This is a genomic window from Aliiroseovarius sp. S1339 (genome assembly GCF_023195695.1).
Taxonomy (GTDB): domain Bacteria; phylum Pseudomonadota; class Alphaproteobacteria; order Rhodobacterales; family Rhodobacteraceae; genus Aliiroseovarius.
Map to the genome: position 1 here is coordinate 544,183 of NZ_JALPQG010000001.1, position 26,458 is coordinate 570,640.

Annotated in this window: 28 protein-coding genes; 12 read left to right on the forward strand and 16 right to left on the reverse strand. The window is 57.9% G+C overall.

Translation table 11 applies throughout. From position 1 onward, the window contains the following. Positions 1 to 64: 64 nt before the first annotated feature. Positions 65 to 814, reverse strand: a complete 750-nt coding sequence (locus tag MUY35_RS02510; RefSeq protein ID WP_248363680.1) for an alpha/beta hydrolase — start codon at positions 812 to 814, stop codon at positions 65 to 67. A gap of 170 nt (positions 815 to 984) precedes the next feature. Here MUY35_RS02510 and thrS point away from each other — a divergent pair, with 170 nt between their 5' ends. The 5 genes from thrS to MUY35_RS02535 all read left to right on the forward strand — a co-directional run bounded on the left by thrS (position 985) and on the right by MUY35_RS02535 (position 5,982). Further along, positions 985 to 2,931 (forward strand): threonine--tRNA ligase, encoded by a 1,947-nt coding sequence (gene thrS / locus MUY35_RS02515; protein ID WP_248363682.1) that lies wholly within the window; start codon positions 985 to 987, stop codon positions 2,929 to 2,931. Between the two features lie 407 nt (positions 2,932 to 3,338). Beyond that, complete coding sequence (locus tag MUY35_RS02520) at positions 3,339 to 3,644, forward strand: DUF2282 domain-containing protein (RefSeq protein ID WP_248363683.1); 306 nt, start codon at positions 3,339 to 3,341, stop codon at positions 3,642 to 3,644. Between the two features lie 114 nt (positions 3,645 to 3,758). Beyond that, positions 3,759 to 4,628, forward strand: coding sequence for a DUF692 domain-containing protein (locus MUY35_RS02525; RefSeq protein WP_248363685.1), 870 nt, complete (start codon positions 3,759 to 3,761; stop codon positions 4,626 to 4,628). After that, complete coding sequence (locus MUY35_RS02530; protein WP_248363687.1) at positions 4,625 to 5,413, forward strand: DNA-binding domain-containing protein; 789 nt, start codon at positions 4,625 to 4,627, stop codon at positions 5,411 to 5,413. The genes MUY35_RS02525 and MUY35_RS02530 overlap by 4 nt, the downstream gene beginning before the upstream one ends. 20 nt (positions 5,414 to 5,433) lie before the next feature. Beyond that, positions 5,434 to 5,982, forward strand: coding sequence for a DoxX family membrane protein (locus MUY35_RS02535; RefSeq protein ID WP_248363690.1), 549 nt, complete (start codon positions 5,434 to 5,436; stop codon positions 5,980 to 5,982). Between the two features lie 8 nt (positions 5,983 to 5,990). Here the strand turns inward: MUY35_RS02535 and MUY35_RS02540 are convergent, their stop codons facing one another. Both MUY35_RS02540 and MUY35_RS02545 read right to left on the reverse strand, forming a co-directional pair. After that, positions 5,991 to 6,347, reverse strand: coding sequence for a hypothetical protein (locus tag MUY35_RS02540; RefSeq protein ID WP_248363693.1), 357 nt, complete (start codon positions 6,345 to 6,347; stop codon positions 5,991 to 5,993). A gap of 34 nt (positions 6,348 to 6,381) precedes the next feature. Beyond that, positions 6,382 to 6,717: an ArsC/Spx/MgsR family protein gene (locus tag MUY35_RS02545; protein ID WP_248363844.1), complete on the reverse strand. Its 336-nt coding sequence runs from the start codon at positions 6,715 to 6,717 to the stop codon at positions 6,382 to 6,384. A gap of 259 nt (positions 6,718 to 6,976) precedes the next feature. On the opposite strand from MUY35_RS02545, the gene MUY35_RS02550 reads away from it, so the two are divergent. Next, positions 6,977 to 7,195: a cold-shock protein gene (locus MUY35_RS02550; protein WP_242113536.1), complete on the forward strand. Its 219-nt coding sequence runs from the start codon at positions 6,977 to 6,979 to the stop codon at positions 7,193 to 7,195. 412 nt (positions 7,196 to 7,607) lie between these two features. Here the strand turns inward: MUY35_RS02550 and MUY35_RS02555 are convergent, their stop codons facing one another. Together MUY35_RS02555 and thyX are read right to left on the reverse strand one after the other, a co-directional pair. After that, positions 7,608 to 8,456, reverse strand: a complete 849-nt coding sequence (locus tag MUY35_RS02555; RefSeq protein ID WP_248363695.1) for a nucleotide-binding protein — start codon at positions 8,454 to 8,456, stop codon at positions 7,608 to 7,610. Beyond that, complete coding sequence (thyX, locus tag MUY35_RS02560) at positions 8,453 to 9,361, reverse strand: FAD-dependent thymidylate synthase (RefSeq protein WP_248363698.1); 909 nt, start codon at positions 9,359 to 9,361, stop codon at positions 8,453 to 8,455. The genes MUY35_RS02555 and thyX overlap by 4 nt, the downstream gene beginning before the upstream one ends. Positions 9,362 to 9,515: 154 nt before the next feature. Between thyX and MUY35_RS02565 the strand changes: the two genes are divergently transcribed. Further along, positions 9,516 to 9,944 (forward strand): VOC family protein, encoded by a 429-nt coding sequence (locus tag MUY35_RS02565; protein WP_248363700.1) that lies wholly within the window; start codon positions 9,516 to 9,518, stop codon positions 9,942 to 9,944. Then, positions 9,944 to 10,657 carry a DUF1194 domain-containing protein gene (locus MUY35_RS02570; RefSeq protein ID WP_248363702.1) on the forward strand — a complete coding sequence of 238 codons (714 nt, stop codon included), beginning with the start codon at positions 9,944 to 9,946 and terminating at the stop codon, positions 10,655 to 10,657. The genes MUY35_RS02565 and MUY35_RS02570 overlap by 1 nt, the downstream gene beginning before the upstream one ends. 21 nt (positions 10,658 to 10,678) lie before the next feature. Here the strand turns inward: MUY35_RS02570 and MUY35_RS02575 are convergent, their stop codons facing one another. The 3 genes from MUY35_RS02575 to MUY35_RS02585 all read right to left on the reverse strand — a co-directional run bounded on the left by MUY35_RS02575 (position 10,679) and on the right by MUY35_RS02585 (position 11,991). After that, entirely contained in the window at positions 10,679 to 11,176 is a 498-nt protein-coding gene (locus tag MUY35_RS02575) for a MarR family transcriptional regulator (protein ID WP_248363704.1), read from the reverse strand. Between the two features lie 105 nt (positions 11,177 to 11,281). Continuing rightward, positions 11,282 to 11,503 carry a succinate dehydrogenase assembly factor 2 gene (locus MUY35_RS02580; RefSeq protein WP_248363846.1) on the reverse strand — a complete coding sequence of 74 codons (222 nt, stop codon included), beginning with the start codon at positions 11,501 to 11,503 and terminating at the stop codon, positions 11,282 to 11,284. 83 nt (positions 11,504 to 11,586) lie between these two features. Continuing rightward, positions 11,587 to 11,991, reverse strand: coding sequence for a helix-turn-helix domain-containing protein (locus tag MUY35_RS02585; protein ID WP_248363705.1), 405 nt, complete (start codon positions 11,989 to 11,991; stop codon positions 11,587 to 11,589). Positions 11,992 to 12,099: 108 nt separating this feature from the next. Between MUY35_RS02585 and MUY35_RS02590 the strand changes: the two genes are divergently transcribed. Further along, the gene (locus tag MUY35_RS02590; RefSeq protein WP_248363707.1) at positions 12,100 to 13,302 is read left to right on the forward strand and encodes a pyridoxal phosphate-dependent aminotransferase; all 1,203 of its coding nucleotides are present in this window, start codon (positions 12,100 to 12,102) and stop codon (positions 13,300 to 13,302) included. Between the two features lie 31 nt (positions 13,303 to 13,333). Beyond that, the gene (locus MUY35_RS02595) at positions 13,334 to 13,735 is read left to right on the forward strand and encodes a hypothetical protein (protein ID WP_248363709.1); all 402 of its coding nucleotides are present in this window, start codon (positions 13,334 to 13,336) and stop codon (positions 13,733 to 13,735) included. Between the two features lie 13 nt (positions 13,736 to 13,748). On the opposite strand, the gene MUY35_RS02600 is transcribed toward MUY35_RS02595, so the two are convergent. The 5 genes from MUY35_RS02600 to MUY35_RS02620 all read right to left on the reverse strand — a co-directional run bounded on the left by MUY35_RS02600 (position 13,749) and on the right by MUY35_RS02620 (position 21,765). Further along, on the reverse strand, positions 13,749 to 15,113 hold the full coding sequence (locus MUY35_RS02600; protein WP_248363712.1) for an MATE family efflux transporter: 1,365 nt from the start codon (positions 15,111 to 15,113) through the stop codon (positions 13,749 to 13,751). 73 nt (positions 15,114 to 15,186) lie between these two features. Beyond that, positions 15,187 to 16,335: a lytic murein transglycosylase gene (locus tag MUY35_RS02605; protein ID WP_248363716.1), complete on the reverse strand. Its 1,149-nt coding sequence runs from the start codon at positions 16,333 to 16,335 to the stop codon at positions 15,187 to 15,189. Positions 16,336 to 16,483: 148 nt separating this feature from the next. Then, positions 16,484 to 17,467: a polyphosphate kinase 2 gene (gene ppk2 / locus MUY35_RS02610; protein ID WP_248363718.1), complete on the reverse strand. Its 984-nt coding sequence runs from the start codon at positions 17,465 to 17,467 to the stop codon at positions 16,484 to 16,486. A gap of 144 nt (positions 17,468 to 17,611) precedes the next feature. Next, positions 17,612 to 19,903, reverse strand: coding sequence for a glycoside hydrolase family 55 protein (locus MUY35_RS02615; RefSeq protein ID WP_248363720.1), 2,292 nt, complete (start codon positions 19,901 to 19,903; stop codon positions 17,612 to 17,614). Between the two features lie 215 nt (positions 19,904 to 20,118). Beyond that, positions 20,119 to 21,765, reverse strand: coding sequence for a lysine--tRNA ligase (locus tag MUY35_RS02620; RefSeq protein ID WP_248363722.1), 1,647 nt, complete (start codon positions 21,763 to 21,765; stop codon positions 20,119 to 20,121). Between the two features lie 142 nt (positions 21,766 to 21,907). Here MUY35_RS02620 and MUY35_RS02625 point away from each other — a divergent pair, with 142 nt between their 5' ends. Then, on the forward strand, positions 21,908 to 22,309 hold the full coding sequence (locus tag MUY35_RS02625; protein WP_248363848.1) for a tellurite resistance TerB family protein: 402 nt from the start codon (positions 21,908 to 21,910) through the stop codon (positions 22,307 to 22,309). Positions 22,310 to 22,397: 88 nt separating this feature from the next. Then, positions 22,398 to 23,096, forward strand: coding sequence for a glutathione S-transferase N-terminal domain-containing protein (locus MUY35_RS02630; protein WP_248363724.1), 699 nt, complete (start codon positions 22,398 to 22,400; stop codon positions 23,094 to 23,096). Between the two features lie 40 nt (positions 23,097 to 23,136). Here MUY35_RS02630 and dacB read toward each other — a convergent pair whose 3' ends face one another. The 3 genes from dacB to mgrA all read right to left on the reverse strand — a co-directional run bounded on the left by dacB (position 23,137) and on the right by mgrA (position 26,392). Then, positions 23,137 to 24,627, reverse strand: coding sequence for a D-alanyl-D-alanine carboxypeptidase/D-alanyl-D-alanine-endopeptidase (gene dacB / locus MUY35_RS02635; RefSeq protein WP_248363726.1), 1,491 nt, complete (start codon positions 24,625 to 24,627; stop codon positions 23,137 to 23,139). A gap of 96 nt (positions 24,628 to 24,723) precedes the next feature. After that, positions 24,724 to 25,320: a nicotinate-nucleotide adenylyltransferase gene (locus MUY35_RS02640; RefSeq protein ID WP_248363728.1), complete on the reverse strand. Its 597-nt coding sequence runs from the start codon at positions 25,318 to 25,320 to the stop codon at positions 24,724 to 24,726. Between the two features lie 40 nt (positions 25,321 to 25,360). Continuing rightward, positions 25,361 to 26,392 (reverse strand): L-glyceraldehyde 3-phosphate reductase, encoded by a 1,032-nt coding sequence (mgrA, locus tag MUY35_RS02645; RefSeq protein ID WP_248363730.1) that lies wholly within the window; start codon positions 26,390 to 26,392, stop codon positions 25,361 to 25,363. Positions 26,393 to 26,458: the final 66 nt, after the last annotated feature.

Sequence of the window (26,458 nt, forward strand, 5' to 3'; positions counted from 1 at the left end):
ACATTGCCGCGCAGGGGGAAATTGCGCAAGCGCTATTGGGGCGACCTTCGGAAAGGTGCGGCAATCAGCTGCGCGCCAATACGACTTTCACCATCTTTTGAATGGTGCGCAGGCATTCTTCATCTGAAAAGCGATGATCCGCACCTTTCACCAACGTCAGGCGGATGTCGTCGCCCTGAACGTGTTCAAGAAGCTTCACCGCTTGGGCTGTCGGCACTGCCGTATCCTCGGTCCCTTGCACAAACCGCACCGGCATGTCGAATTTCAGCGGGCTGCGCAGGACCAGATGGTTGCGCCCATCCTCGATCAGCCGTTTGGTGATGACGTAATCCTCGTCATAATCCGAGGGCAGCGTAAGAAAACCTTCTCGCTCCAACTCCGCCTTCTGATCATCGGAAAATCCGGCCCAATAGCCGTCTTCGGTGAAGTCAGGCGCAGCCGCGATTGTGACAAGGCCAACCACCCGTCCCGGTCGCGCACGCGCCAGCAAAAGCGACTGCCAGCCGCCCATTGAACTGCCGACCGCCAGTACGGGGCCGTCAATCAACTGGTCAACAACCGCCAGCGTGTCCTCATGCCAATCTCCGATGCAGCCTTCGGTAAACTCGCCCGAGCTTTTGCCGTGCCCGGAATAGTCAAAACGCAGGAACGCCCGCCCCTCGGCCTTGGCCCAAGCCTCAAGCGCGACCGCCTTGGTGCCCTCCATGTCCGACTTCAGGCCGGACAGAAACAGGATCGTCGGCCCCTGCCCGTCTGTTTTCACGTAAGCGATGCAGCGGCCATTGGCGGTGTCGAGATACTGAATGTCGGTCATGGTCTTTCCCGTCTGATGTGTCGCGCAAACCATACCGGGCGCGAAATGCTCTGCAATCCCCAACTTGACCTTCAAGCCGTTGACAGCCGCGCACGCAAGGTTCAAAAGTCGCCCACACATAACCCGCAACCGGGCGTTCCGTGGGCGCCAAAACGACGAGGAGAAGGCCAATGAGCCAGATTTCCATTACATTTCCTGACGGCAATTCGCGCGACTATGACGCGGGCGTGACCCCTGCCGAAGTCGCCGCGAGCATATCCAACTCGCTTGCCAAAAAGGCCATTTCCGCCACTGTGGACGGTGCCCATTGGGACATGCAATGGCCGATCAACGACGATGCGTCGATCTCGCTTCACACGATGAGGGACGACACGCAGGCGCTGGAGCTGATCCGCCACGACTTCGCCCATGTGATGGCGCGCGCGGTGCAGGAAATCTGGCCGGACGTGAAAGTCACCATTGGCCCGGTCATCAAAGATGGCTGGTATTACGATTTTGACCGCGAAGAGCCGTTTACGCCCGAAGACCTCGGTACGATCGAAGCCAAGATGAAAGAGATCATCAACAAGCGCGAACCCGTCACGACCGAAATTTGGGACCGTGACCGCGCGGTGAAATTCTACGAGGCCAATAACGAGCCCTACAAGGTCGAGCTGATCGAAGCCATTCCGGGCGACGAACCGCTGCGCATGTATTGGCACGGGCATTGGCAGGATTTGTGTCGCGGTCCGCACCTGCAACACACGGGCCAACTGCCCGCCGACGCGTTCAAACTGATGAGCGTGGCGGGTGCCTATTGGCGTGGTGATTCAGATCGCGCGATGTTGCAACGGATCTATGGCGTCGGCTTCCAGAACAAAGAGCAGTTGAAGAAACACCTTCATATGCTGGAAGAAGCCGCCAAGCGTGACCATCGCAAACTGGGCCGCGAAATGGACCTGTTCCACATGCAGGAAGAAGCACCCGGCCAGATTTTCTGGCACCCCAACGGCTGGACAATCTACACCGAGCTTCAGGATTACATGCGCCGCCAGCAAAAGCGCGGCGGCTATGTCGAAGTGAACACACCGCAGGTCGTGGATCGGAAACTGTGGGAGGCCTCGGGCCACTGGGAAAAATATCAGGAGCATATGTTCATCGTTGAAGTGGACGAGGAGCACGCGCGCGAGAAATCCGTAAATGCGCTGAAGCCGATGAACTGTCCCTGTCACGTTCAGATTTATAATCAGGGCCTTAAGTCCTATCGCGACCTGCCCCTGCGGATGGCCGAATTTGGGTCATGCAACCGCTATGAACCCTCAGGCGCGCTGCACGGGATCATGCGGGTGCGGGGCTTCACGCAGGATGATGGTCACATCTTCTGTCGCGAAGACCAGATCGAAAGCGAAACGGCTGAATTCATTTCCTTCCTGTCAAATGTCTATAAAGACTTGGGATTTGACAGTTTCTCGGTCAAGTTCTCGGACCGCCCGGAAATGCGTGCTGGTTCGGACGAGGTCTGGGACAAAGCCGAAACTGCCCTTCTCGCCGCGACCCGCGCCGCAGGTATTGAACCGGAATTGAACCCCGGCGAAGGAGCGTTTTACGGACCAAAACTGGAGTTCGTTTTGACCGATGCCATTGGCCGTGACTGGCAATGCGGCACGCACCAGGTGGACTTCGTTCTGCCCGAACGGCTGGACGCAAACTATGTCGGCGAAGACGGAGCCAAGCATCGTCCCGTGATGTTGCACCGCGCCACGCTCGGGTCGTTCGAACGCTTCATCGGTATCCTGATTGAAAGCCACGCGGGCAAGCTGCCGTTTTGGGTCGCACCACGTCAGGTGGTCGTCGCCTCGATCGTGTCAGATGCTGACGAATACGTGCAAAAAGTCGCCGCCGCACTAAACGCCAAAGGCATCCGTGCCGAGGCTGATATTCGCAACGAAAAGATCAACTATAAGGTCCGCGAACACTCAGTCGGCAAGGTGCCGGTGATCCTGGCATGTGGCAAAAATGAAGTGGAAGACGGAACGGTGTCGATGCGCCGTTTGGGCGACAAGCACTCGAAAGTGCTGCCCTTGGACGAGGTTGCCATCGCGCTGGCACAGGAAGCCACGCCGCCCGATCTGGTTTAAACCCATCACCAAAGAGGTGAAAAGCCCCGCCACGTGCGGGGCTTTTTGAGTCTGCTCCGCGTCGTAAACCTTCACGTTGGTCGTGACTCGCGACCTGAGCCACGAAAATGGCTGTAACAAACGCCAAGCATTCCGCGTTTTTTTTGAAACTTTCGAAACCGCAGTCAGTCGAGTTTTAGCAAAGATTGCTGGAAAGATTTCCAAAACTCCTCAATAATCCCTTTAAAATGAAGACGTAACGCGGCAGACCCGCGCCAAATCCAAGAAGATGACGCGCCTTTGCAGCGATCACTCCCGCTAACGGAGCCGTGAATTACGCGTTCGTGAATGGAGCCGCCTGCCCCCCACGCTTTACCTTTCCCTTACCGCCCTTGAGCGGTGAGAATAAAACCCGAAAGGAAAACTTGATGTCCAACAACATGAAAACCGTCGCCGTTCTTGGTGCAGTCTCTGCCGCAGTTGCCGCCAGCGCTGTGCCCGCCTTCGCTGATGGCGAGCAGGAAAAATGCTTTGGTGTGTCGCTTGCAGGTCAAAACGATTGCGCCGCTGGCCCCGGCACCACCTGCGCAGGGACTTCCACCGTCGACTACCAAGGCAACGCTTGGAAACTAGTTCCGGCCGGCACGTGCGAAACCATGGAGGTCACCGACGCTGAAGGCATGATGATGAAGGGCTCGTTGGAGGCTCTGGATACCAACCTGCCTGCCAGCTAAATCTGGTTGCAAATCGCTCTGGCCGGTTGTCCGGCCGGAGCCACCATCGCGCCTGACCAGCCTGCGCCCTTTGCCAAGTCAACCGCCTGACCCGAGCTTTCGATGGAGCTTTCCATGCTTGATATTGCCCATGACAACACGTTGCCCAACGGGGCGGGCGTCGGATACAAACCGCAGCATTTTGCGGCCCTCATCGACAACCCCGGCACGGTCAGTTGGCTTGAGATTCACGCGGAAAACTACATGGGCGACGGCGGACGTCCGATGGCGCAACTGCGCCACTTGGCCGAGCATTTCCCGATTTCGGTGCACGGTGTCGGCCTATCCATCGGTGGTGAAACCCGTTTGGACCCCGAACATCTTGCCCGCCTGAAGCGGTTGGTCGATTGGCTGAACCCCGCGATGTTTTCCGAACATCTGGCGTGGTCGACCCATGACGGCGCGTTCCTGAACGATCTTTTACCGCTGCCCTACACAACCAACACGCTCACCCGCATCACCACGCATATCAACGAGGTGCAGGATCACCTTGGGCGCAAGATGCTGCTGGAAAACCCGTCGTCTTACCTAGCTTTCGCTGAAAGCACGTGGTCCGAACCGGATTTCCTGCGCGAAGTCGCGCGGCGCACCGAGTGCGGGCTGCTGCTGGATGTGAACAACGTCTTTGTCTCCGCGACCAATCTGGACTTTGATCCACGCGCCTATATCGACGCCTATCCGCTTGACTTGGTTGAAGAATTTCACCTTGCCGGCCATGACGAAGATGCCGACGAGATGGGTCGCAAGCTGTTGATTGACAGCCACGGCACGCCGGTGGACGAACCCGTCTGGACCCTGTTTGACCACGTGATCGCCCGTGCAGGCGCGCGCCCTGCCCTTGTGGAATGGGACAATGACGTGCCGGATTGGGACATTCTGGAAGCCGAAGCCGCCCGCGCGACGCGCCACATGGAACCAGCATTGGCCGCGCAGGTCTCGGCATGACGCGCGCTGAAACCCTTCCCCGCACAGGTGATGTGACCGTGACGCAAACGGCGTTTCGCAAAGCCCTGCTTGACCCACAACAGGCGGTGCCGGACGGGCTGACCAACCCCGACGGTCAACAAGTCTCCAAGCGGTTCTCGGTCTATCGCAACAACGTGGTGCATGGCTTATCCGAGGCGATGCTGACGGGATTCCCCGTGCTTGCCAAATTGGTCGGCGACGAATTTTTTCGCGAAATGGCAAAGGTTTACCTACGCATTCACCCGCCAACCTCGCCCCTTATGATGCATTACGGGGCCGCCCTTCCGGGGTTTCTGGAAAGCTTCCCCGGCACGCTTCATCTGAAATACCTGCCCGATGTGGCGCGGTTGGAACTGACCCTGCGGCGTGCCTATCACGCGGGCGACGCGGCACCTGTTAACCCTGATGACCTGACCAAGCTGGACCATCACGCATTAATGGCGACGCGGCTTCAGATGTCGCCTGCCAGCGAGGTTCTGATCACCAAATGGCCGGCAAAGGCGATCTGGGATTTCAATATGAAGGGTGGGCCACAGCCCAAAGGCGGAGGTGAGACCATCCTGATCAGCCGCATCGGCTTTGATCCCGTGGCCGAGCTGCTGCCCGATGGTGGCGCGCGTTTCGTCAATTCCCTGATCAAAGGTTGCAGCTTTGGCACTGCGCTGGGGCTTGCCACGGCAGACACACCAGATTTCGATCTGACAGCCACTCTGGGCGTTCTGATCGCAACCCACTCTATCATCGGCATCGACAAACCAGACTGAACACTCGGAAGGATACCGCCATGCGCGCCTTGGCAAATCTCCATAACCCGCTTGCCGATTTGGCCGAGCGGTTGGCCCCGGCCACCCTGCCCACGCTGGCCCGCTTTACCTTTGCCGCGACTTTGCTTGGGTATTTCTGGGCCTCGGCGCTGACCAAAACGGGCGACGGCCTGCTTGGCGTTTTCCAACCCAGCCTTGGCGCCTATGCGCAGATTTTCCCCAAAGCGATGGAGGCCGCATCGTATGACATCGGGCAGCTTGGCATGTTCCACTGGGCCGTGGTCGTCGCGGGCACCTTGGCCGAATTCGCCTTGCCGCTATTGATCACCATCGGATTGCTGACCCGCCTAACCGCCCTTGGGATGATCGGCTTTGTCGTCGTGCAAAGCCTGACCGACCTTTTTGGCCACGGCGGGATTGAGCAGCCCGAAACGCTGGGCGCATGGTTTGACCGCATTCCAGACAGCGTGATTTTGGATCAACGCCTGTTCTGGATGGTTTTGCTGGTGACCTTGGTGCTGAAAGGCGCAGGCCCGCTGTCTGTCGACCGACTGCTGAACATCCGCTGACGCGGACCCTAGTGCGGGTCGGGCTTCACAGCGACCAGAGCGAGCAGCCCGCCCAGACCTGCCAGCGCGATTGGGAACATGGTGAACACGCCATAGCCAAAAGCGAAATACATGCCCGCGGCGGACAGAAGCAGTAAAATGCCCCCTACCTGCGCGGCAGAGCGCGCCATCGCACCACCCGCCAGCGCCAGAACCGGCGCGATCAGGGCAAAGGCGCGGATGCGGCCCGGATTTTCCACCTGTTCGGCAAGATCAGGCAATTCACCCATCCGCGCGATCACTTCGGTATAGCCATAGCCGAAAAACCCAACGATCATGCCCCAAATCCCGGCGATGATCCCCAAAACCAATGCAGCGTTGCGCATGCAGATACCTCCTACTTTCCGAACAGATAGGCGCTTAAGGCGCGCGCTCCAACCACATGTCACGCGTTTTTGCGTCCCAACCCAACGTCAACTTGGCCCCGTCCTCAATCACCGGGCGTTTCATCAGGGTCGGGTGTTGGGCCAATAATGCGACCGGATCGCCCGCCCGGTCGCCGTCCGACAACCCGCGCCATGTGGTGGAGCGTTTGTTGACCAACGCCTCGTCAAACGCCACGTGGAAGCGCGCCAGATCGGCCGGGTCCACCCCGTCAGCGCGCACATCGACGTAATCGACGTCAAAGCCCGCCGCCTCTAACGCCTTCACTGCCTTGCGGCATGTGTCACAGTTTTTCAGCCCCCAAACGCGCATGTCATCCCCCAGAAATAAGCGGCCCATCAGATGCGACCCGAAGCCCGTTATGGCCCGAACAGACGGGATAGGGAAGCACGCAAAATGATGCCAATATCCACGCGCCGCAAAGGAAAACCTTGCATTTCCTCATATAACGCCCAAATCTTATACTGTTAGACAGACCTATCTACCGCCTCCTTTTATGCAGTCGGACGATACCTGACTGCACGACGAAGGCCCCGCACACTGCGGGCGCTCATATTAAGGAGAGACGGAAATGGCCGACAAACAAACCGGCACCGTAAAATGGTTCAACACCACAAAAGGCTTTGGCTTCATCGCCCCTGAAGGCGGCGGCAATGATGTGTTTGTGCACATCTCAGCGGTTGAGCGGTCGGGGCTGACAGGCCTTGCCGACAACCAAAAGGTCCGCTTTGGCTTGGAAGAGGGTCGCGACGGCCGCTCCTCCGCCGTGGACCTTGAACTGGCCGATTGATCGGTTGGACCTGAGGAAATGAGAGGCCCCGCGGAGTGAAAACTCGGCGGGGTTTTTCTTTGGGGGAGTGGTTGGGACGCGCTTCGTTTGCGAAGGGCTGCGCCTGACCCTGGGATGGTGCGAAGCGCCCTCCCGTGGGGAGGGTCGGGCGCTGCCCGTGCGCGGCACGGGCTAATTCATCCAATAGTTGCATTTCTTTTGGAACAGCGCCAATCTAACAAAGCAACCAATACATGAGATTACAATGACCATTTTGGCACAATACCACTGCAACAACTGTGGGAAAGAGTTTGAAGTAGAGATTCTAGAGCGCTCCGAAAAACAAAAATACGAGCAACAAAACCGTCCAAGCTACCCAGTCCGCTGTCCGAATTGTGGTAGGACCGATCTAAGAACTGGCTGGGGTGTCTAGTCACAGTTTGTTTAGGTCAATATCAAATCCTGCGGCTTTCAACTCCTTTCCAAGTATAGTCTGCCAAGCTCCTGCCGAGTCAATTTCAGTGTAAACGACCCCAAAAATGTCAGAAGGTGTTTCGACACCCTGAGACTTTAAGACACAGGTACCCTGCCTTTTGAGACGGGCAAAGAAATACCCAAGCTCAAGAACAACATTCTGGCGAGCTCTGGGGCAGTAATCTCCTTCTGAAGCAGAATCGAGAGAAGCACCCATATCATCTGCCGTCATTAGAACTACGGCGAAGTCGACATCTGCATTCGATTCAAACTTTTCGATGATAGTCCTACCTTTGTTAGGTTGTTCCCTAAGAACAATTGGTTTGAGTTGGAGCCTTTCCAACAATCGCGTCACTTGATGAAGGATTGCATCATCATGACCATGCACCACAAAAACCCTATTCGAGGCTGGCTTTCGGTTTGGATCTTCGAGAAAATGAGATGAAGTGGAGTTTCTAGCGTCTGTGCCGTCCGCCACTGTCAAAGCATCATTAGGACTGTTTTTGTTTAGATGCTTAGATCCGAAAGTCTTAAGCACTCTTTGCACTCTAAGAATCTTGGTCTGGAGCTGTGCGCGGTCGCCATTGTTAAACCCGTGATATCTGTCTGAATCGTCATTCAGTTCACGTATCTTTATTGCTAGTTGGTTAGCTGGAATTGTCTCACTATAGTCTGCCAAATCAACGAGAAGCTCGGTTAATCGCTGACTTTCCTCTACGAATTCGCGTGAACCGTACCCATCTTGTCGTTTAACTTGAACAACTTGAAGCAATTCATCTAAATCATCCCAAAAAACCTCCAGACTCATCCCTTCAACTCCGCCTCAAACTCGCGCCACTCCCCCTTCGACATGCCGGAGTTCTCCTGTGTAACCTCTTCGCCTTTCAGCATGCGGCGCACGCAGTCCATGGCGCGGCCTGACAGGTTGGCGCCGCCCAGACGGTAATCCTCGAACGCGCCGTATGCGGCGGGGACCCAGTCGGCGACGATGTTGCAGATCGCATCGGCATAGACGCGGATTTCGTATTGGGCGTGGTGGTCGGCGCGCAGGCGCAGGAAGTGGAACAGGTTGTGCAGGTCCACCTTCCAATACCATTGGGTATAGATGTTGGCGGGCAGATTCATCCGCGCGAGTTCCCGCGCCAGCCCCTGTTGGCCATCATCCGAGATCATCTGTTCATAGTGATCATAGGCGCGGTTGCTGTCGGTTTTCAGAATTTCCAGCACGCGCGCGGCTTCCTCGCCTTCCAGCGCGGCGCCGCGGCCCTGATTGTTCACCACCGACTGTGCGGCGACGTGTTCGGGCGCGGGGATATAGAACTCGCGGTCCAAGATCGAATAGCGCGCCGAATATTCGTTCACATTCGCGGTCCGGTGGCGGATCCACTGGCGGGCCACGAAGACGGGCAGTTTGACGTGCAGCTTGATCTCGCACATCTCAAACGGGGTCGAATGCCAGTGGCGCATCAGGTAGCGGATCAGGCCCGCGTCATTCTGCACGCTTTTGGTGCCCTTGCCGTAGCTGACCCGCGCGGCCTGACAAATCGCGGCGTCGTCGCCCATATAGTCGATGACGCGGACAAAGCCGTGGTCCAGCACTTCATGCGCGGTATAGAGGTGCTTTTCCATGCCGGGGCTGACCGCCCGCAGGGTGGGTTGCGGCGTGCTGCGTTGCTCTTCGATTTCGCGGATCTGCTCGGGGCTCAGGGGCATGTCGAATCTCTCGTCTCATGATTGCCCGGCCACTATATATAGTCGGAGCCGTTGGCAAAACACCTAGATGGCGTAGATGCGGCGTTTGTTCTTTTCTTGGACGCTTGACCTGATAGGCTGTCGGCAAATCCGCCATAAAAACGGGAGAGTGCCGATGAAAGTTCGTTACCTGCACACGATGGTTCGCGTGAAGAACCTTGAGGATAGCATTCGGTTTTTTGAACTGCTGGGGCTTGAGAAAACCCGCCAGATGGACAGTGAACAAGGGCGGTTTTCACTGATTTTCATGGCCCCGCCCGGTCAGCCGGAATGCCCGGTGGAGCTGACGTATAACTGGGACGGGGATGACGGCCTGCCGTCAGACAGCCGCCATTTCGGGCATCTGGCCTATGAGGTCGAGAATATTTACGACATGTGCCAGCACCTGATGGACAATGGCGTCACGATCAACCGTCCGCCGCGTGATGGGCATATGGCATTTGTGCGTTCGCCCGACAATATCTCGGTCGAGTTGCTGCAAGCGGGTGAACGTCTGGCCCCGGCCGAGCCTTGGGTGGCGATGGAAAACACCGGTCACTGGTGATGCAACTGCGCCGCGCGGGTTGTTTGGCATTGGGATTGGTCGCCGGGCTTTGGGCGGGCAACGCTTTTGCACAGACAGACCGCGCGTGCCGCCAAGCGCTTGCGTTGGGGCTGGATGTCTCGGGGTCGGTGGACGAAGGCGAATATCGGCTGCAACTGGATGGTCTGGCGGCGGCATTGGAGCAGACGGAGGTGTTGCGCGCCCTGCTCGCCCTGCCCGACCGCCCGATCGAGATTGCCATTTACGAATGGAGCGGCCCCAGCCACCAGCGTCTGTTGCAAGACTGGGTCAAGGTCACGGACCGCGCTGTGGTCGCCGCGATCACCGACCGGCTGCGCACAACGGGGCGGATCAAGGCTGACCCGTCCACGGGGCTGGGCGCTGCGATGCTTTTTGGCCAACGCCTGCTTTCACAACGCGATTGCTGGACGCGGACACTGGATATATCGGGTGACGGACCCGCAAATTCCGGCCCTCGCCCGCAGGATGTGCGCTATCTTTCCGGCTTCAACGGCATCACGATCAACGGGTTGGTGATCGGCGCGGGCGACGCAGACACCGACCTTGTCGCGTATTACGAAGAACTTGTGATTCACGGCATCGGAAGCTTTGTCGAACGCGCAGATGATTTCACAAATTATGAAGACGCCATGGCCCGCAAGCTATTGCGCGAGCTTATGGGCGTGGTCGTATCCGATGCGGGTCAGGACTGACGCCCGCCAGCCGCCACGACGCTAATAGATATAGCGGATCTGATCGGTCCAATAGCGTTCCACACGTTTCAGCGCCCCATTGATATCTTCAATCCCGGAAGAGCTAAGCACATCGCGCGATTGCAGCCCGTCCGCGTGACGTTCAAACAGCCCCGCGACAGTATCGCGGATGCCGCGCCCCTTTTCGGTCAGACGCACGCGGACGCTGCGGCGGTCAATTTCGCACCGCTGGTGGTGCATGTATCCCATTTCCACCAGTTTTTTGAGGTTATAGGACACATTCGAGCCCTGATAATATCCGCGCGTCTTCAATTCACCCGCCGTCACTTCGTTGTCGCCAATATTGAACAGCAAAAGCGCCTGAACAGCGTTTACTTCCAACACGCCGACCCGTTCAAATTCATCCTTGATCACATCAAGCAGCAGACGATGCAGCCGTTCGACCAACGCCAGCGCTTCAAGATACTGATACACAAATGTCTGGTTGCTTGTCTGCCCAATGGGGGAATGCATGCTCATCCGTCTCTCCGACCTAGTTACTGGGGTGACTATTCGGGGGGAAAAGAGAACATTCAGTTAAATGCGGTGAGCACTTACGGAAAATTTTCATCAAAACGGGGCAAGTCAGCGGGTGGCGGAATGTCCGGCAATATGCGCAATCAGATCAGAGAATTGCGGCGGCGACGATTGTTGACCGGACACCCATTGATAAAGGTCTTGGTCATTTTCGCTCAGCAGCGCTTCGTACAGATCGAGTTCGGCGTCACTCATCTGGCCCAACCGCTCGGTCGCATAGCGGTGCAGGATAATGTCCATCTCTTTGATGCCGCGCCGCATTGAACGCATGGCCAGTCGTTTCACGCGCGTATCGCGACTTTCGCCCGGACGCGCGCCGGGTGTTTCCTTTAGCTGATCCAATGGGATACCGGTCACGCGACGCTGCCCTCTAGCCGTTTGCGCATGCGTTTTTCAAGCCGACCAAGCTGATCTGCGGACCGGGTCATCTGCGATTTGATATCGCGGATTTCCAGCAGCAAGTCGCGCACCTCGGGCAGTTCGTCGGCGCTGGTGGCAGGTTCGCTGACGCCTGCGCCTTCGCCGGTCAAAAGCCACCGCAACGAGACGTTCAAAATACCCGACAGCATCTGCAATTTGTTGGCGCGCGGCTCGTTCAGGTCTTCTTCCCAACCGCGTAAGGTCTTGATCTTGACGCCAATTCGCCGGGCAAGGTCCACTTGCGTCAAGCCCACGGCCTCACGCGCACCGGCTAGGCGGTCGCCAAATGTTGCGGCCTCTTCCGAGAACCAGTCATCATCCTGCATTAAGTCGTCCATTTGCATTTCCTATCGTATCAATCGCGTTGGTCCGCAGTGGGTTCAAGCTTGATCGGAGTCGCGGCTGACCCTAGAAGAACTAAGGCCAACATACAAACCGGGGGCGCCATGACTTTTCTATCTGCGACACTTGATCGCGTAAAACCATCACCTACGATCGCTGTGTCCACCCTTGCCGCCGAACTAAAGGCCGCCGGGCGCGATGTGATCGGCCTTGGCGCAGGCGAGCCTGATTTCGACACACCCGAACACATCAAGGCCGCTGGCAAGGCCGCCATTGATGCGGGAAAGACAAAATATACAGCGCCCGACGGGATGCCCGAGCTAAAGCGGGCGATTTGCGACAAGTTCAAGCGTGAAAATGGGTTGGATTATGCGCCCAGCCAAATCTCGGTCGGCACCGGTGGCAAACAGATCCTTTACAACGCGCTGATGGCGACGCTGAACCCCGGCGACGAGGTGATCATCCCCGCGCCTTACTGGGTCAGCTATCCGGATATGGTGCTGCTGGCGGGAGGCGAGCCGGTGGTGGTCGAATGCCCGATCGAAACAGGCTTTCGCATGACGCCGGACCAGTTGGAGGCTGCAATTACACCGAAAACCAAGTGGCTCATCTTCAACTCGCCCTCGAACCCGACCGGGGCGGGATACACGCGCGATCAGTTGAAAGCGCTGACCGATGTGTTGATCCGTCACCCCCATGTCTGGGTGATGACCGACGATATGTATGAGCATCTTGCCTATGACGGGTTTGAGTTCTGCACGCCTGCCGAGGTTGAGCCGGGCCTGTATGATCGCACGCTAACCTGCAACGGCGTGTCCAAAGCTTATGCGATGACCGGCTGGCGGATCGGCTATGCCGGTGGTCCGGTCGAGCTAATTTCAGCCATGCGCAAGATCCAGTCGCAATCGACCTCGAACCCCTGTTCGATCAGCCAATGGGCGGCGGTCGAAGCATTGAACGGCCCGCAAGATTTTATCGCCGAAAACAACACGGCCTTCGTGCGCCGTCGCGATCTGGTGGTCAAGATGCTGAACGCCGCCGACGGGTTGGAATGCCCGGTGCCTGATGGGGCGTTCTATGTCTATCCCTCGATCAAAGGGTGTATAGGCAAGACCTCGGCTGGCGGCGTGAAGATCGACAATGACGAGGTGTTCGCCAAGGCGCTGCTGGAAGAAAAAGGCGTGGCCGTTGTGTTCGGCGCGGCCTTCGGGTTGTCGCCTAATTTCCGGGTCAGCTATGCAACCTCGGACGAAGCTCTGAAAGAAGCCTGCACGCGCATTCAGGATTTCTGCGCCGACCTTCGTTAAGCTTTGGCAGGACGAATACAAAGGACCTATGATGAGTGTTGATCTGCCCGCCTATTACTTCCGTGTCCGCGAAAACGGCGCATTTGTCTTTCGTGTAAACACCGAAAACCGCCAGCGCCCGCTGGAGCTGGACCAGATCGCCGCGATCAACATCAGGAATGGCGAGGTCAAGCCGCAGGGCGACCACGATCTGACAGATGCGGATCAGGCCGCGATTGCAGATTGGATGGCCGCACGCAAAGATACTCTTGAAGCGCGCGACATTGACGACATTCTGCGCAGTGTGGACCACCTGAACCTGACCGCGCACTGGGCCCAGACCCGCGCCACGCCAGAGGCGTTGGAAGAAGTGACCGATACTCTGCTGCTGGCGATGCATGACCTAAGATCGGTGCTGGTGCGCAAGAAAGCGGAACGTCTGCGAAAAGCTTGACGGGGTGTCAGCGTCAGGCGACCGGCGCGGCACCGATCCGGGATGAACGTTTCCAGAACCGCCACGACATGAAGACACCTGCGGACAGCAGCCCGACCACCAGCCCCATCCAGACACCTTCGGCCCCCCAGCCCCAGGTGATGCCCATCACATAAGACAGCGGCACCCCGACGATCCAATAGCTAAACGTGGCAATGATCATCGGCACTTTGGTGTCTTGCACGCCGCGCAGAAGGCCCAAGGTGACGGCTTGAACACCATCGGCAAATTGGAACAGGGCTGCGACGATCAAAAGCGCGCGGCCAATTCTGAGGATTTCATCTCGCAGCGGTTCGGTCGGGTCAAGGAACGCCTTGATCATCGGATCAGGCAGCCCGATGAACACAGCCACCGACGCAGCGCCCACCAGCCCGGACATGAACAGGACGGCCAGCGACCCGCGCCGCAGGCCATCTTCGTCGCGACGCCCCAACGCGCGCCCTGCCCGGACGGTGGCCGCATTGGACAGGCCCAAATGGACCATGAAAAACGCCGACACGATTTGCAAAGCGATGCCGTGGGCGGCCAGTTCCAACGTGCCGATCCAGCCGACAATCAGGGTTGAGGCGGCAAATAATCCGACCTCGGCCAGACCCGTCAAACCGATGGGCACGCCAAGGCGCAGAAGCTCGCCCAAAGCCTCCCAATCCGGTCGCCAGATGCGGTTGAACAGGCCCTGCTCGGGGTTTAGACGCGCGGCATAAATTGCCATCACCAGACCGGCCGCGATTTGAATTATCACCGACGCAATGGCCGCGCCGCGCACTCCAAGTTCCGGCGCGCCCCAGTTGCCAAAGATAAGCGCGTAGTTGATGACCCCGTTCATCGCCGCCGCCAGCAAAGTGGCCCACAGCACCACCCGCGTGCGTTCCAACGCGGCCAGATAGCTTTTCAGCGTCATCACGATCAGCGCGGGGATCAGCCCCCAACCCGCGATCCGCAAATAGTCTTGTGCAATCTCGCTTAGCCCGGCTTCCTGCCCAATGGCGCGCAGGATCGGGGCCGAAAACCACAAAAAAGGCATCACCAAAAGCGCCACGCCGACGGATATCCAAAGCGCCATGCGCGTCAGGCGGCGAACGCGCGTGTCGTTGCCTTCTTCAGACGCGGCGGCGACCATTGGCATCAAGGCCCAAGCGGGGCCGGAGCCCATGATAAGGAAGATGAAAAAGAACGTTCCTGCCAGCACGACGGCGGCCAGCTCCTCGACCCCGTACCAACCCAGCATGATCGTATCAATTATCTGCACCGCAAACTGCGCGAGATGCGAGGCCACCAGCGGCAGGCCCAGAATAAGGACCGCGCGCATATGCTGAGGAAGGGTGAGGATTGGTAACATCACCCAGACCTATGCCGGATGATTGGGCGGGGCAAGCCACGGAAATAGACCTGCCCCAATCGCCGGGGCGTCTCTATTGAAGCTGAGTAAGCAGCGCTTGCGAGGGCTTGCCGGTAACAGGCAGGCCACGTGCGCGCTGAAACGCTTCAATCGCCTGCAAGGTCTTTTTGCCTATGACGCCATCGGCTTCACCAACGTCATAGCCCGCACGCGTCAGGCCACGTTGCAGCGCTTTTCGATCTGCAAGCGTCATCCCGTTTTCATCCGGGCCGAACGAGGCGCGAAGTGCCGGACGTCCGACCAGCCGATCCGACAGATGGCCCACGCCGATGATGTATTTCTGCGCGTTGTTGTAACGCCCAAGAACCCCGTAATTGTGATAGACCTCGAAGACCGGCCCGCTGTCTCCCGCCGGCTTCACCACCCGACCGCGCCCAGACGGCGCGCGCCCGGTGATTTCATCCCCCCAACGCTGCCCGCGCTTCCAGCCAGACCGGCTGAGGTAGGCTGCGGTTGACGCCAGCGCATCGGTCGGATCATCCGACCAGATATCGCGTCGCCCATCGCCGCCGAAATCCACCGCATAGGCCAGATAAGAGGTCGGAATGAACTGCGTATGCCCCATCGCCCCTGCCCAACTTCCGGTCATGCGATCCGCTGACACATCGCCGCGTTCCAGAATTTTCAGCGCAGCCATCAACTGCCCTTCAAAGAACTTACCGCGCCGTCCGTCAAAGGCCAGCGTCGACAGGGCGGAAATGACTGGAACATCCCCGCGCCGTTCGCCATACCGGCTTTCCAAACCCCAGACAGCGACGATGACCTCTTTCTCGACACCGTATTTCGCCTGTAGCTGGGACAGAAGGCCTGCGTGTTTGCGCAACATCGCGCGCCCCTTGGCGATCCGGTCATCCGAGGCGGCGATGGCCATATAATCCTCGAACGAGCGGACGAACTCGGTTTGATTGCGGTCACGCTCAACCACGCCCGGAAGGTATCCCACATTGCGAAACGCGCGCGTCACGGTCGCGCTGCTGATGCCACGCGCCGTCGCGCGCGCCTTCGCACCCACAACCCACCGGTCAAACGCCGCATTGGGCGCGGCCCGCATGGCCGAACTGGCGGCCGGACGCGTTGCAGATTGGGTCGCCCCGCCGGATTGGCAACCGGCCAAATAAAGGCCAGCGATGGCGAAAGTGACGAAACGTCGGGTGTATGTCATATACCGAACCTGCTCTTGTTTTTCAGCAAGCTTATAGAGCCGCTGCACGAAGGCAAGTGCCGCATTTCCTGCCCGCGGGCAGTCGGCGCGAATACGCAAGAAAGAGGGCCAATCCAGCCCCCTTTTGCGCCTTCTCAGTTAGTTTACATCAACTGTCGCGTCGTTGTTCGGGATGCAGACTGGCGCTTAGGATATGATCGGCCTTGTGGATCACCTGACTGGCGTGCCCAACGATCAACGGGTCCGGGCTGCCGACCAATTCATGGTCCTTGTCCGGATAATCGAGCGTTGACAAGAAATGACGCATACATTCAAGACGCGCGCGTTTCTTGTCGTTGGATTTAATAATCGTCCATGGCGCGTCCGCGGTGTGCGTATAGAAAAACATAGCCTCTTTGGCTTGGGTATAGTCGTCCCACTTGGACAGCGACGCCAGATCGACGGGGCTGAGTTTCCAGCGCTTCAGCGGATCTTCCGTGCGGCTGTCGAACCGACGTTTCTGCTCAGCTCGCGTAACCGAGAACCAGTACTTATAAAGCTGTATGCCCGACCGCGTCAGCATGCGTTCAAATTCTGGCGTTTGACGCATGAATTCCAAATATTCGTTCGCGTTGCAAAACCCCATCACCCGCTCAACACCGGCGCGGTTGTACCAAGAGCGGTCGTAAAACACCATCTCGCCAGCGGTCGGCAGGTTCGAAATATAGCGTTGGTAAAACCACTGGCCACGCTCTTCATCAGTGGGCTTGTTCAGGGCCACAACTCGCGCTTCACGCGGGTTCAGATGTTCCATGAACCGTTTGATCGTACCACCCTTCCCAGCAGCGTCGCGACCTTCGAACAAGAGGACAAATTTCTGACCTGTTTCACCAACCCAGCGCTGCACTTTCAAAAGCTCAGCCTGCAACTGCGCTTTCGTGGCTTCGTATTCCCTGCGCCCCAGTTTAACCCGATAGGGGTATTTCCCATTTTCAAAGGTCTGACGGATTTTATCCTCGGTGACTGTCGGGAATTCACTCTTGCCGATGTTGGACCCTTTGGGCGCTGTCGCCTTGGCATTTGCCGCGGTCTTGGCCGTACTGTTTCCAGATTTTTCGGCGGCCGCCGTTGAAAGGGGTTGCTTCGCTGTCATGCGCATATCTCCTATTTAGATTTTGCAAGAGAGTTAGCACTGAAGTCGGCCCGGCGCTTTGATCCGAATCAACAAAACTTGGCATTAACCGCATTGAAAAAGGCCCGCGAAACCGCAGGCCTTCTAGTGTTATTTGTTGGCGCATCAGACTGGGCGATCAACCCGCATCGTGACATGGGCCGTTCCGCGAACCGCCCGCGACCACTTAAGCTGAACCAGCTTGAACGTTGCCCCTTGGTTCACCATCACATGTGGGTTGTCCCAAACAAGATTGTTGGACACATCGCGCAGGTCGCCCTCGATCGTGACGCTGGGCACAGTCCGAGCGTTGCCACCGAATGGGAAATACGCGGACCCATCCATCGTCCAAGTCGATGCTGCGGTGTTTTGGTTGAACTCCAACGTCACCGGCGAGATCGTCGTCTGCGTGACACCCGTGAAGGCATTATTTTCAAACGTGACGTCTTTCATGCTCCAATAGTCCAGATCGGCATGAGTGGTTGCGACACCTTCCACCCGGTCAATCGCGCCCGCGATCGTGCGGAACGTGTTGTTGGTCACATGCAGCCCCGAGACATAGTGACCGGTACCAAAGGGTTTGATCATGATCCACGTGAACCAAGACGCCACATCATTGGCGGTGAAGATATTGCCCGTGATTGTCATGCCGCCAAAGGAGTATTCGGACCCGTGATCCGGATAGGCATCATGTTCGTTGTTCCATTCGATGAAACAATTATCGACATAATTTCCGTTCAGAACGGTCTTGTTGTTCTCATAGGTAAACACCATGCCAGCCACGCACGGGCCGTCTGTCACCTCGTCGCCCTGAAACAAGTGGTTGCCCTGAATGATGTGGCCCGACCCATGCAGCACCATCGAAGTGCCCATGCGCTGAAACCGATTATCGCGGATCTTGGCGTCGTTGGCATTCACGTTGAACGCGACGGACTGGCGCGTGGTGGCGGGCTGGTTCTGTTCGGCTGAGATGAACTGGCAACGATCAAGGTGAAGATCCTGACACCCGCGCCCGACCGAACTGATACCCCGGTTCTTGGGCTTGATGAAAAAGCAGTCCTGAAAGACGAAGTTTTCGCCGTCGCGCGGCAGTAAGACAGCCGACGCGTGGGAATTACACTGAAATTCGACCTGGGTCAGGTTCATGCGATTGATCTGCGCGAAACCGCCGAAATCCAGCACGTATTTGTGCCGGGTGAAGGAATAGGTCTGGTTGGCCGCTGGCCCCCACAACGGTTGGCTTAACTCGACCTCGGACGCGCCGACATTCACGGATTTGACATAGATTTCGCGCCCCACTCCGGCACCGGTCACGACCGATCCCGCCTGAACAGCCGCGACATTCGTGACATTGGTCAGCTTATAGGGGTTTGCAGGGTTATATTTCGCCGCCGAGGTCGTGCTTTCGCTGTCCCAGGCCGACCCGCCAATCACGTAGAACTGGCCGTTCTTGATCACCCGTCGGATCAGGAAAGTGTCGCTTGCGTTATACGCTGCCTGCATATCGATGGGTGCCGTCACGTCGATGCGTCGCCCGCACATGTCCAAAATCTCGTGATCCGCGTAGTGCAGTAGCGCCTGAAAGGCTTTGCGAAAGCCCAACTCCTCTTCACCAAAAGCGTCAATATAGGTCGGCAGGTCGAAGTTGCGTGTCAAGGACAGATAGACATCGTCGGCCATCGTCACTGTGCCTTCAAAGCGAATGTCGGCGTGCAATGTCACGTTTGACCCGATGCGAAATATGCCTTCGGGCACCAGCACCGTGCGTCCGTTGGCCGCCGCGTCTGCCGCCTCAAAAGCGGGTTTGTCATCAGTGACACCGTCGCCCGCCGCGCCAAAGTCGCGCACATCCACCCAATCCATCATGTCGCGCAGATACGCACCGGTCACATCCTCAACAACCAGATCATCGATCCGCACCACGCCACCGTTTGACCCGATCAGGTCAAGCCCGACATGGGCATAGGCAACGTCGCCGCCCCAGATCATATCGACACCGTTGCGACCACCAGATCCGATGATGGCGGACACCTCAACCACTTCACCATAGGACGTTAGCGCCGTGACCGGCCCCGTTTCCAAATTGCCACCCGCGTGGGCACCGCCGGTCTGCGCAGGCCAAGCCGCCACACGCACCGACGGCAGCGGGCCCGAGATGGCTTTTACCTTGGCTGAGACGCGCAGATAACACCCCTGCTCATAGGGCGTCTGGCCCATATAACGCAGTTTCTGGGTGTTTTGGTTTTTCAAAAGCTCCAGACAACCCTCAAAGTCCTGATCAGCCGGAACCAATGCGGCGTTGCCCGCACCGACATAGGTCTGTGACCCCGGCGTTCCGTCCTCATTCGACCAGACCGCCAACCCATCTTCGAATGCGGGCGGCATGAAGACCACCCCATCGGTAATCGCCTTGTTCATTGATTTCCCTTTCAGGTCCAGACATGCAACCCCTTATGGCCGTGCGTCAAACACGCACGCTCCATCGCGCTGAATGCGAAGGGGTCAGAAACACTGAAAGAGCTAACAACAAGGCTTTAACGCGGGTTAACAGGACCGTGCGCTTGGGGCTGCCCGCAACAAAAACGGCGCACCATGAAGATGCGCCGTAGTTTCGGTCAGGTCGGAAGTTCACCCTATTTCATCAAGTCTCCCGCCAGTCCCTGATCGATCAGGTCAGCGGTTTCATTCACGCCGTAAAGCGCTGCAAAACTTCCGAAACGTGGGCCTTGGCTTGCACCCATAAGCACTTCATAAAGCGCTTTGAACCAGTCGCGCAGATTGTCAAATCCGTGCAGCTTACCCACCGCAAAAACAATGGACTGCAGGAATTCATCTGAGGTGAAATCGACATCAGGCAGCGGGTCATCATTGCCCATCTGTGCGTTTTTGCGCGCGATCACATCACGCGCAGTGTCGCCATCGCGGAAAGCCGCGGCCAGTTCTTCCATCGCGGCGCGTTCCTGATCGGTCGGGGCGCGGAAGGTCCGTGCCGGGGCCACGAAATCCTGAAAATACTTCACCGCATATCCGGCGGCTGCATCCAGATCAGGATGCGTCTCGGCCGAGGCATCCGGCGCATAGCGCTTGATGTAGCCCCACAGTTGGTCTTTGTCATCCGCAGACGCGACCGAGGCAAGGTTGAGCAGCATTGAGAACGACACCACCATATTCGACACCGGCACGTCACCCCCGTGGATATGCCACACAGGGTTGTTCAACTGCGCTTTCAGGTCCTGCTTGGGATAGGCGCGCAGTTGTTGGTGGTATTCGTCCATCGCCTTCGGGATCACGTCGAAATGCATCCTCTTGGCGGTTTTCGGCTTCAGATACATGAAATACGAAAGGCTCTCGGTCGACGCATAGGTCAGCCATTCATCAATCGAAATTCCATTGCCCGACGTCTTCGAGATTTTCTGACCATTGGCATCCAGAAAAAGCTCGTAACTGAAATGCTCGGGGGGGCGCCAGCCAAGGATGCGGCAGATGCTGTCATAGATTGGGGTGTTGGTGGAATGGTCTTTGCCATACATCTCAAAGTCGACCTCAAGCGCGGCCCAGCGCGCGCCGAAATCAGGCTTCCACTGCAATTTCACATTGCCGCCCGTGACAGGCAGCGTCCATTCGCGCCCATCCTCATCGTCGAAGGTGATCGTGTGGGTTTCCGCGTCGACCTTCTTCATCGGCACGTAAAGCACCCGCCCCGTTTCCGGGTGAAGCGGCAAGAAGATCGAATAGGTCTGGCGGCGCTCTTCACGCAGGCTGGCCAGCATCACATCCATGATCTCGTCGTATTTCTCGACCGCGCGTTTCAGCACCTCGTCAAATTGGCCCGACCCGTAAAATTCGGTCGCCGAGTGGAATTCATATTCAAATCCGAACGTGTCCAGAAACCGGCGCAACATCGCGTTGTTATGGTCGCCAAAGCTGTCATGGGTGCCAAACGGATCAGGAACAGACGTCAGCGGTTTTTGCAAATGCTCGTGCAGGCCTTCCGCGTTGGGCACATTGCCCGGCACCTTACGCATCCCGTCCAGATCGTCCGAAAAGCAGATCAGCTTGGTTGGGATATCAGAAATCACCTCAAACGCGCGCTGGATCATCGTTGTGCGGGCCACTTCGCCAAACGTACCTATATGGGGCAGCCCAGACGGGCCGTAACCCGTTTCAAACAGCACAAAGCCCTTTTCCGGCGCACCCTTTTGATAGCGTTTGAGAACCCGGCGCGCCTCTTCAAAGGGCCAGGCTTTCGAACTCATCGCGGCGTCTCGCATCTCGGACATGTGCTGTTTTCCTTTTGTGGCGCGGGATATTTGACGCGCTGCTTGGTCGCTAGGTGTTCTCCCTATTGCGATGGGCGCGCCGGGTCAATATTCTGCACCGCAACGAATAGGAGCATCCAACGTGCAAAGCCTTCCCCACTCCATGACCGCTGAGGACAGCTTGATCGCTGTCATGGTCGCTGTTTCTGCCTCGGACGAAAAAATTACATCCGCAGAATTGGTGATGATCGAGAGCTTGGTAAACCACCTGCCTGTCTTCGCCAAATATGATCCGGACCGCATCAAAACTGTGTCTCAGACGGTTTTTGACCTGTTCGGCGTCGAAGACGGGCTGGACGCACTGTTCGGACTGGTGCGCGAAAACCTTCCCGAGCAACTATGGGAAACTGCCTATGCGCTGGCTTGTGACGTGGCCGCCGCGGACGGAGAGTTGCAAGGCCCCGAACTGCGCATCCTCGAAGAGATTCGCTACGAGCTGAACATCGAACGCTTGCACGCTGCGGCCATTGAACGGGGTGCCCGCGCACGCCATATGACGCTTTGACCTAGGATCGGGCGCCTTTTCCGGCCCCCGAACCGATTTCCCGACAGGGCATCCAGACGCCTTTTCCAATTTCCCCGAAAGGAAAAATATGCTCGACCAGTTCGACATTACAAAACGCTGGCCCGCCAAGGACCCCAGCGTGATCCAGCTTTATTCGCTTCCCACGCCCAACGGTATCAAGGCGTCCGCCATGCTGGAAGAAACCGGACTGCCTTACGAGGCGCATCTGGTCAACTTTTCGACCGACGACCAGTTCACACCTGAATTCCTGTCGCTGAACCCCAACAACAAGATCCCGGCAATCATCGACCCGAACGGTCCCGACGGCAATCCCCTGCCCCTTTGGGAAAGCGGTGCCATCCTGATCTATCTGGCCGAGAAATCCGGGAAGTTTTTACCGGCGGACCCCGTTAAGCGCGCCGAAGTGCTTCAGTGGCTAATGTGGCAGATGGGTGGCTTCGGCCCAATGCTGGGTCAATTCGGGTTCTTCTATGCCTATGGCGGGAAAAAGATCGAAGACCCCCGCCCGCTGGATCGCTACAAAGCTGAAACCAAGCGGTTGTTATCTGTTTTGGATCAAAGGCTTGACGGGCGATCTGTGGTTGCTGGCGACGAATACTCCATCGCCGACATTGCCATCTGGCCATGGGTGCGCGCACTGTTCACAGGCTACAAGGCCGCCGATGCGTTGGGGCTTGAGAACTACGCCAACGTGTTGCGCTGGCACACGGAATGCGCCGACCGTCCCGCCTCGCAAGTCGCAGTGAACATCCCGCCAAGGCCCTAATCAACAGGGGGCCACGGCAGGCAAATCTGTGGCCCCTTTTTCACGTGCCGTAGGTTAAAGCCCAGCGCGACAAAAGCTGTTGTTGCAACCAGCGGGACTGGCGGCTCCATCCTTTTGCGCCCTTGGGCCGTTCGCGTTCCGCTTTAGGAATTGCTGCGCGGCGGTCCAAATCGGCGGTGAATATGGCGAACGTCAACGGGGTGCCATCAGGTGCGGTCAGATATCCAGCCAATGAGCTGACGAAGTTTAACGTGCCTGTCTTGGCGCGGATCGAATAGGCGGCGTCGTTGACGGGACGGCCTTTGCGATCCAGCGGCCTCACCTCTTTCATCAGCCCTTGCAGATAACCATTTGGCCCGACGCTGACCAATGCTTTCACCATGTCATGGGCCGAAATACGCGATCGATCACTTAGGCCGCTGTGGTCTTGAAACTGCGCGCGGCGTGCGCCCAGTTCTGTGTTCATCCAATCTCCCATCGCAGCCCCAGACGTAGCAAGGCTCGTCGGTGCCTCGCCGCGTGCAGTGCTGGCCGACAATCCGATCACCTCGGCCGTTAGATTAGTTGAGTATTTCAGCATACCGCGTGTCATATCCATCAAGGCCCGCGACCGGTGGGCGGCCAGCACAGTCCCTTTTGGTGGTGTCGTGCTGACGACCGGGCCGGGCAGCCGGATGCCTTCGCCACGCGCCAGCACCTGAAAGACTTCGCCTGCATAAAGGTCAGGGCGACGCACAGGCAGCCAGCGCGAACCACCCTTGCCCAAAGCGCCGCGTGCCACGGTCCAATTGTCCACGCCCATCGCGTCGTCGTAGGTATAGACAGGCCCACGGCGGTCGACGATCTGCATTTTGGCCATTTTTACGACCGGTCGGAACTGACCCGATCGCGCGTCCAGCGCCACATCGAAATCCTTCCCGGCGCGTTTCCATTCGAAATGAACCCGGTTGTAGTTCAGGTTCAATCCCGACACCGCCGGGTTATAGCCCAGATGATCTGGTTGCCCCGGATCAATCATTCGCTGATAAGGAAGCTGTCCGCCATAGACGACAAAATCGCCCTTCACGGCAATAATACCCTTGGCTTTCAGCGCCTTGGCAAGACCCGCCAGTGCATTTGTATCAAGCGTCGGATCACCCCCGCCGACCAGCACAAGATCGCCCTGAACGACGCCTGCTTCAATCGGGCCGGTCGCGATTACTTCGGTCGCAAAACTATGCTCAAGCCCAAGTGACGAAATGCCATAGACCGCGGTGATCGCCTTTGCAACACTGGCAGGTGGCAGCGGCAGCACCGGGCTGTTTGCTTCTAGGATCAGGCCCGTCTTGGAGTCGGCCACCACAAAGCCGATCTTCCCACCCAGATTGGCATCCGCCATCAGGGCCTCGGCAGTCGGGATCGTGCGCTTGCTGAAGTCGAGGATTTTGGGCGCAGGGCGGATCGACCGCTCTGGCGCATTTGCAAACACCGGGCCTGCCAAGCTTGCGCCCAGCCCCCCTAAAATTGCACGCCTCGAAATCACTTTAGCCATGGATCAAGTAAACCGTGCGCGCTGCGTCAGGGCAACCCGATTGTTTGCCTAAGGCGTGCTGGCATACACACGCGCGCAATGCCGCCGTAACAATAGCTACCATTGGCCTTGCGCCCGTATCTGGCTGGATGAGATATTCACCATCGGCACATTCACAAGGCACCAAGCGGGTGATGGCGCGCGCGCCAGCAGATGCGAGGCGCGCCCCGATATTTTCGCCTGTCGAAACCGATTGGCCGCCGGGGACATCCGTGCCGCCACCCGGTTGCCCGGGCGTGCGATCACACCGACCGGGAAATTGGCCATAATCCAATCCCACCTGCCCCAGCGGTGAAAGTCGGCCAGATTGTCCGCGCCCATTAACCAGACAAACCGAACACCGGGATACATGGCTTGAAGCGCTTTCAGCGTTTGCGCGGTGTAGCGCGTTCCGGTGTGGCGCTCGATGTCTGTGACGTCGACGCGCGGGTGCTGCATCACCTCACGCGCGCGCGCAAGCCGCACCTCGATCGCTGCGGGTCCGTTTTCTTTCAACGGGTTACCCGGTGAAACGAGCCACCAGACACGATCGAGCCCGAACCGTTTCAGCGCCTCTCGCGTGATATGTGCGTGACCTTGGTGGGCTGGATCGAATGACCCTCCCAGCAGACCAACCACCTGTCCGGGCCGTGCATATGGCAGTTCGTAGCGCATCTGGATCTCTTTGCCCGGCCTGTTTCGCGTGTCGCCTGCCCTAGTCCGTCTCGGACGAGGCGGCCCACAGGTTTGCAGTCTCTTCGCTGATACAGGCGTCAATTTCGGCCAGCTCGTCCTTGGAGAACGCCAGATTGTCAACAGCACCCGCACAATCAAGAACCTGTTCAGGCCGCGACGCACCGATCAGGGCCGTCGTAATCCCGCCATCACGCAAGACCCATGCGATCGCCATCTGTGCCAGCGTCTGCCCGCGACGCTCTGCAATACCCGCCAGCGCGCGAAGGCTTTTCACCACGTTGTCGGACACCAGCGATGGGGCCAAAGATTTGCCCTGACTGGCGCGGCTGTTCTTGGGAATGCCCTTCAGGTATTTGCCCGTCAGCAAGCCCTGCGCCAGCGGTGTGAACGCGATGGACCCGACGCCCAATTCGGCCAATGTATTCTTCAACCCATCCCGCTCGACCCAGCGGTTCAGCATATTGTAGCTGGGTTGGTGGATCAGGCAGGGCGTGCCCAGATCATTCAGTATCGCCACCGCCTCGCGGGTGCGCTGACTGTTATAGCTGGAAATGCCCGCGTATAACGCCCGCCCCGACCGGACGATGTGATCCAACGCGCCTATGGTCTCCTCAAGCGGCGTGTCAGGGTCAAACCGGTGGCTGTAGAAGATATCGACGTAATCAACGCCCATCCGCTTCAGGCTTTGATCGCACGAGGCAATCAGGTATTTGCGGCTGCCCCATTCACCATATGGCCCCGGCCACATTTCGTAGCCGGCTTTGGAACTGATGATCAACTCGTCGCGGAAGCCCGCAAAATCCGTCCGTAAAATCTCGCCAAATGCTTCCTCCGCACTGCCTGCGGGCGGGCCATAATTGTTGGCCAAATCGAAATGCGTGATCCCGTTGTCGAACGCCGCGCGGCAAATCGCTTGCTTGTTTGAATGTGGAAAGTCATGCCCGAAATTGTGCCACAGCCCCAAGCTGACCGCAGGCAGTTTCAGACCCGACGCCCCGCAACGCCGATATTCCATCTTTTCATAGCGATCTTCAGCCGGATGATAGGTCATGAAAGCTCCTTCGGGATTGCCCTGCCCCCTTTGTCTGGCTAAGACAACCGGAAGTCAAACGCGAGG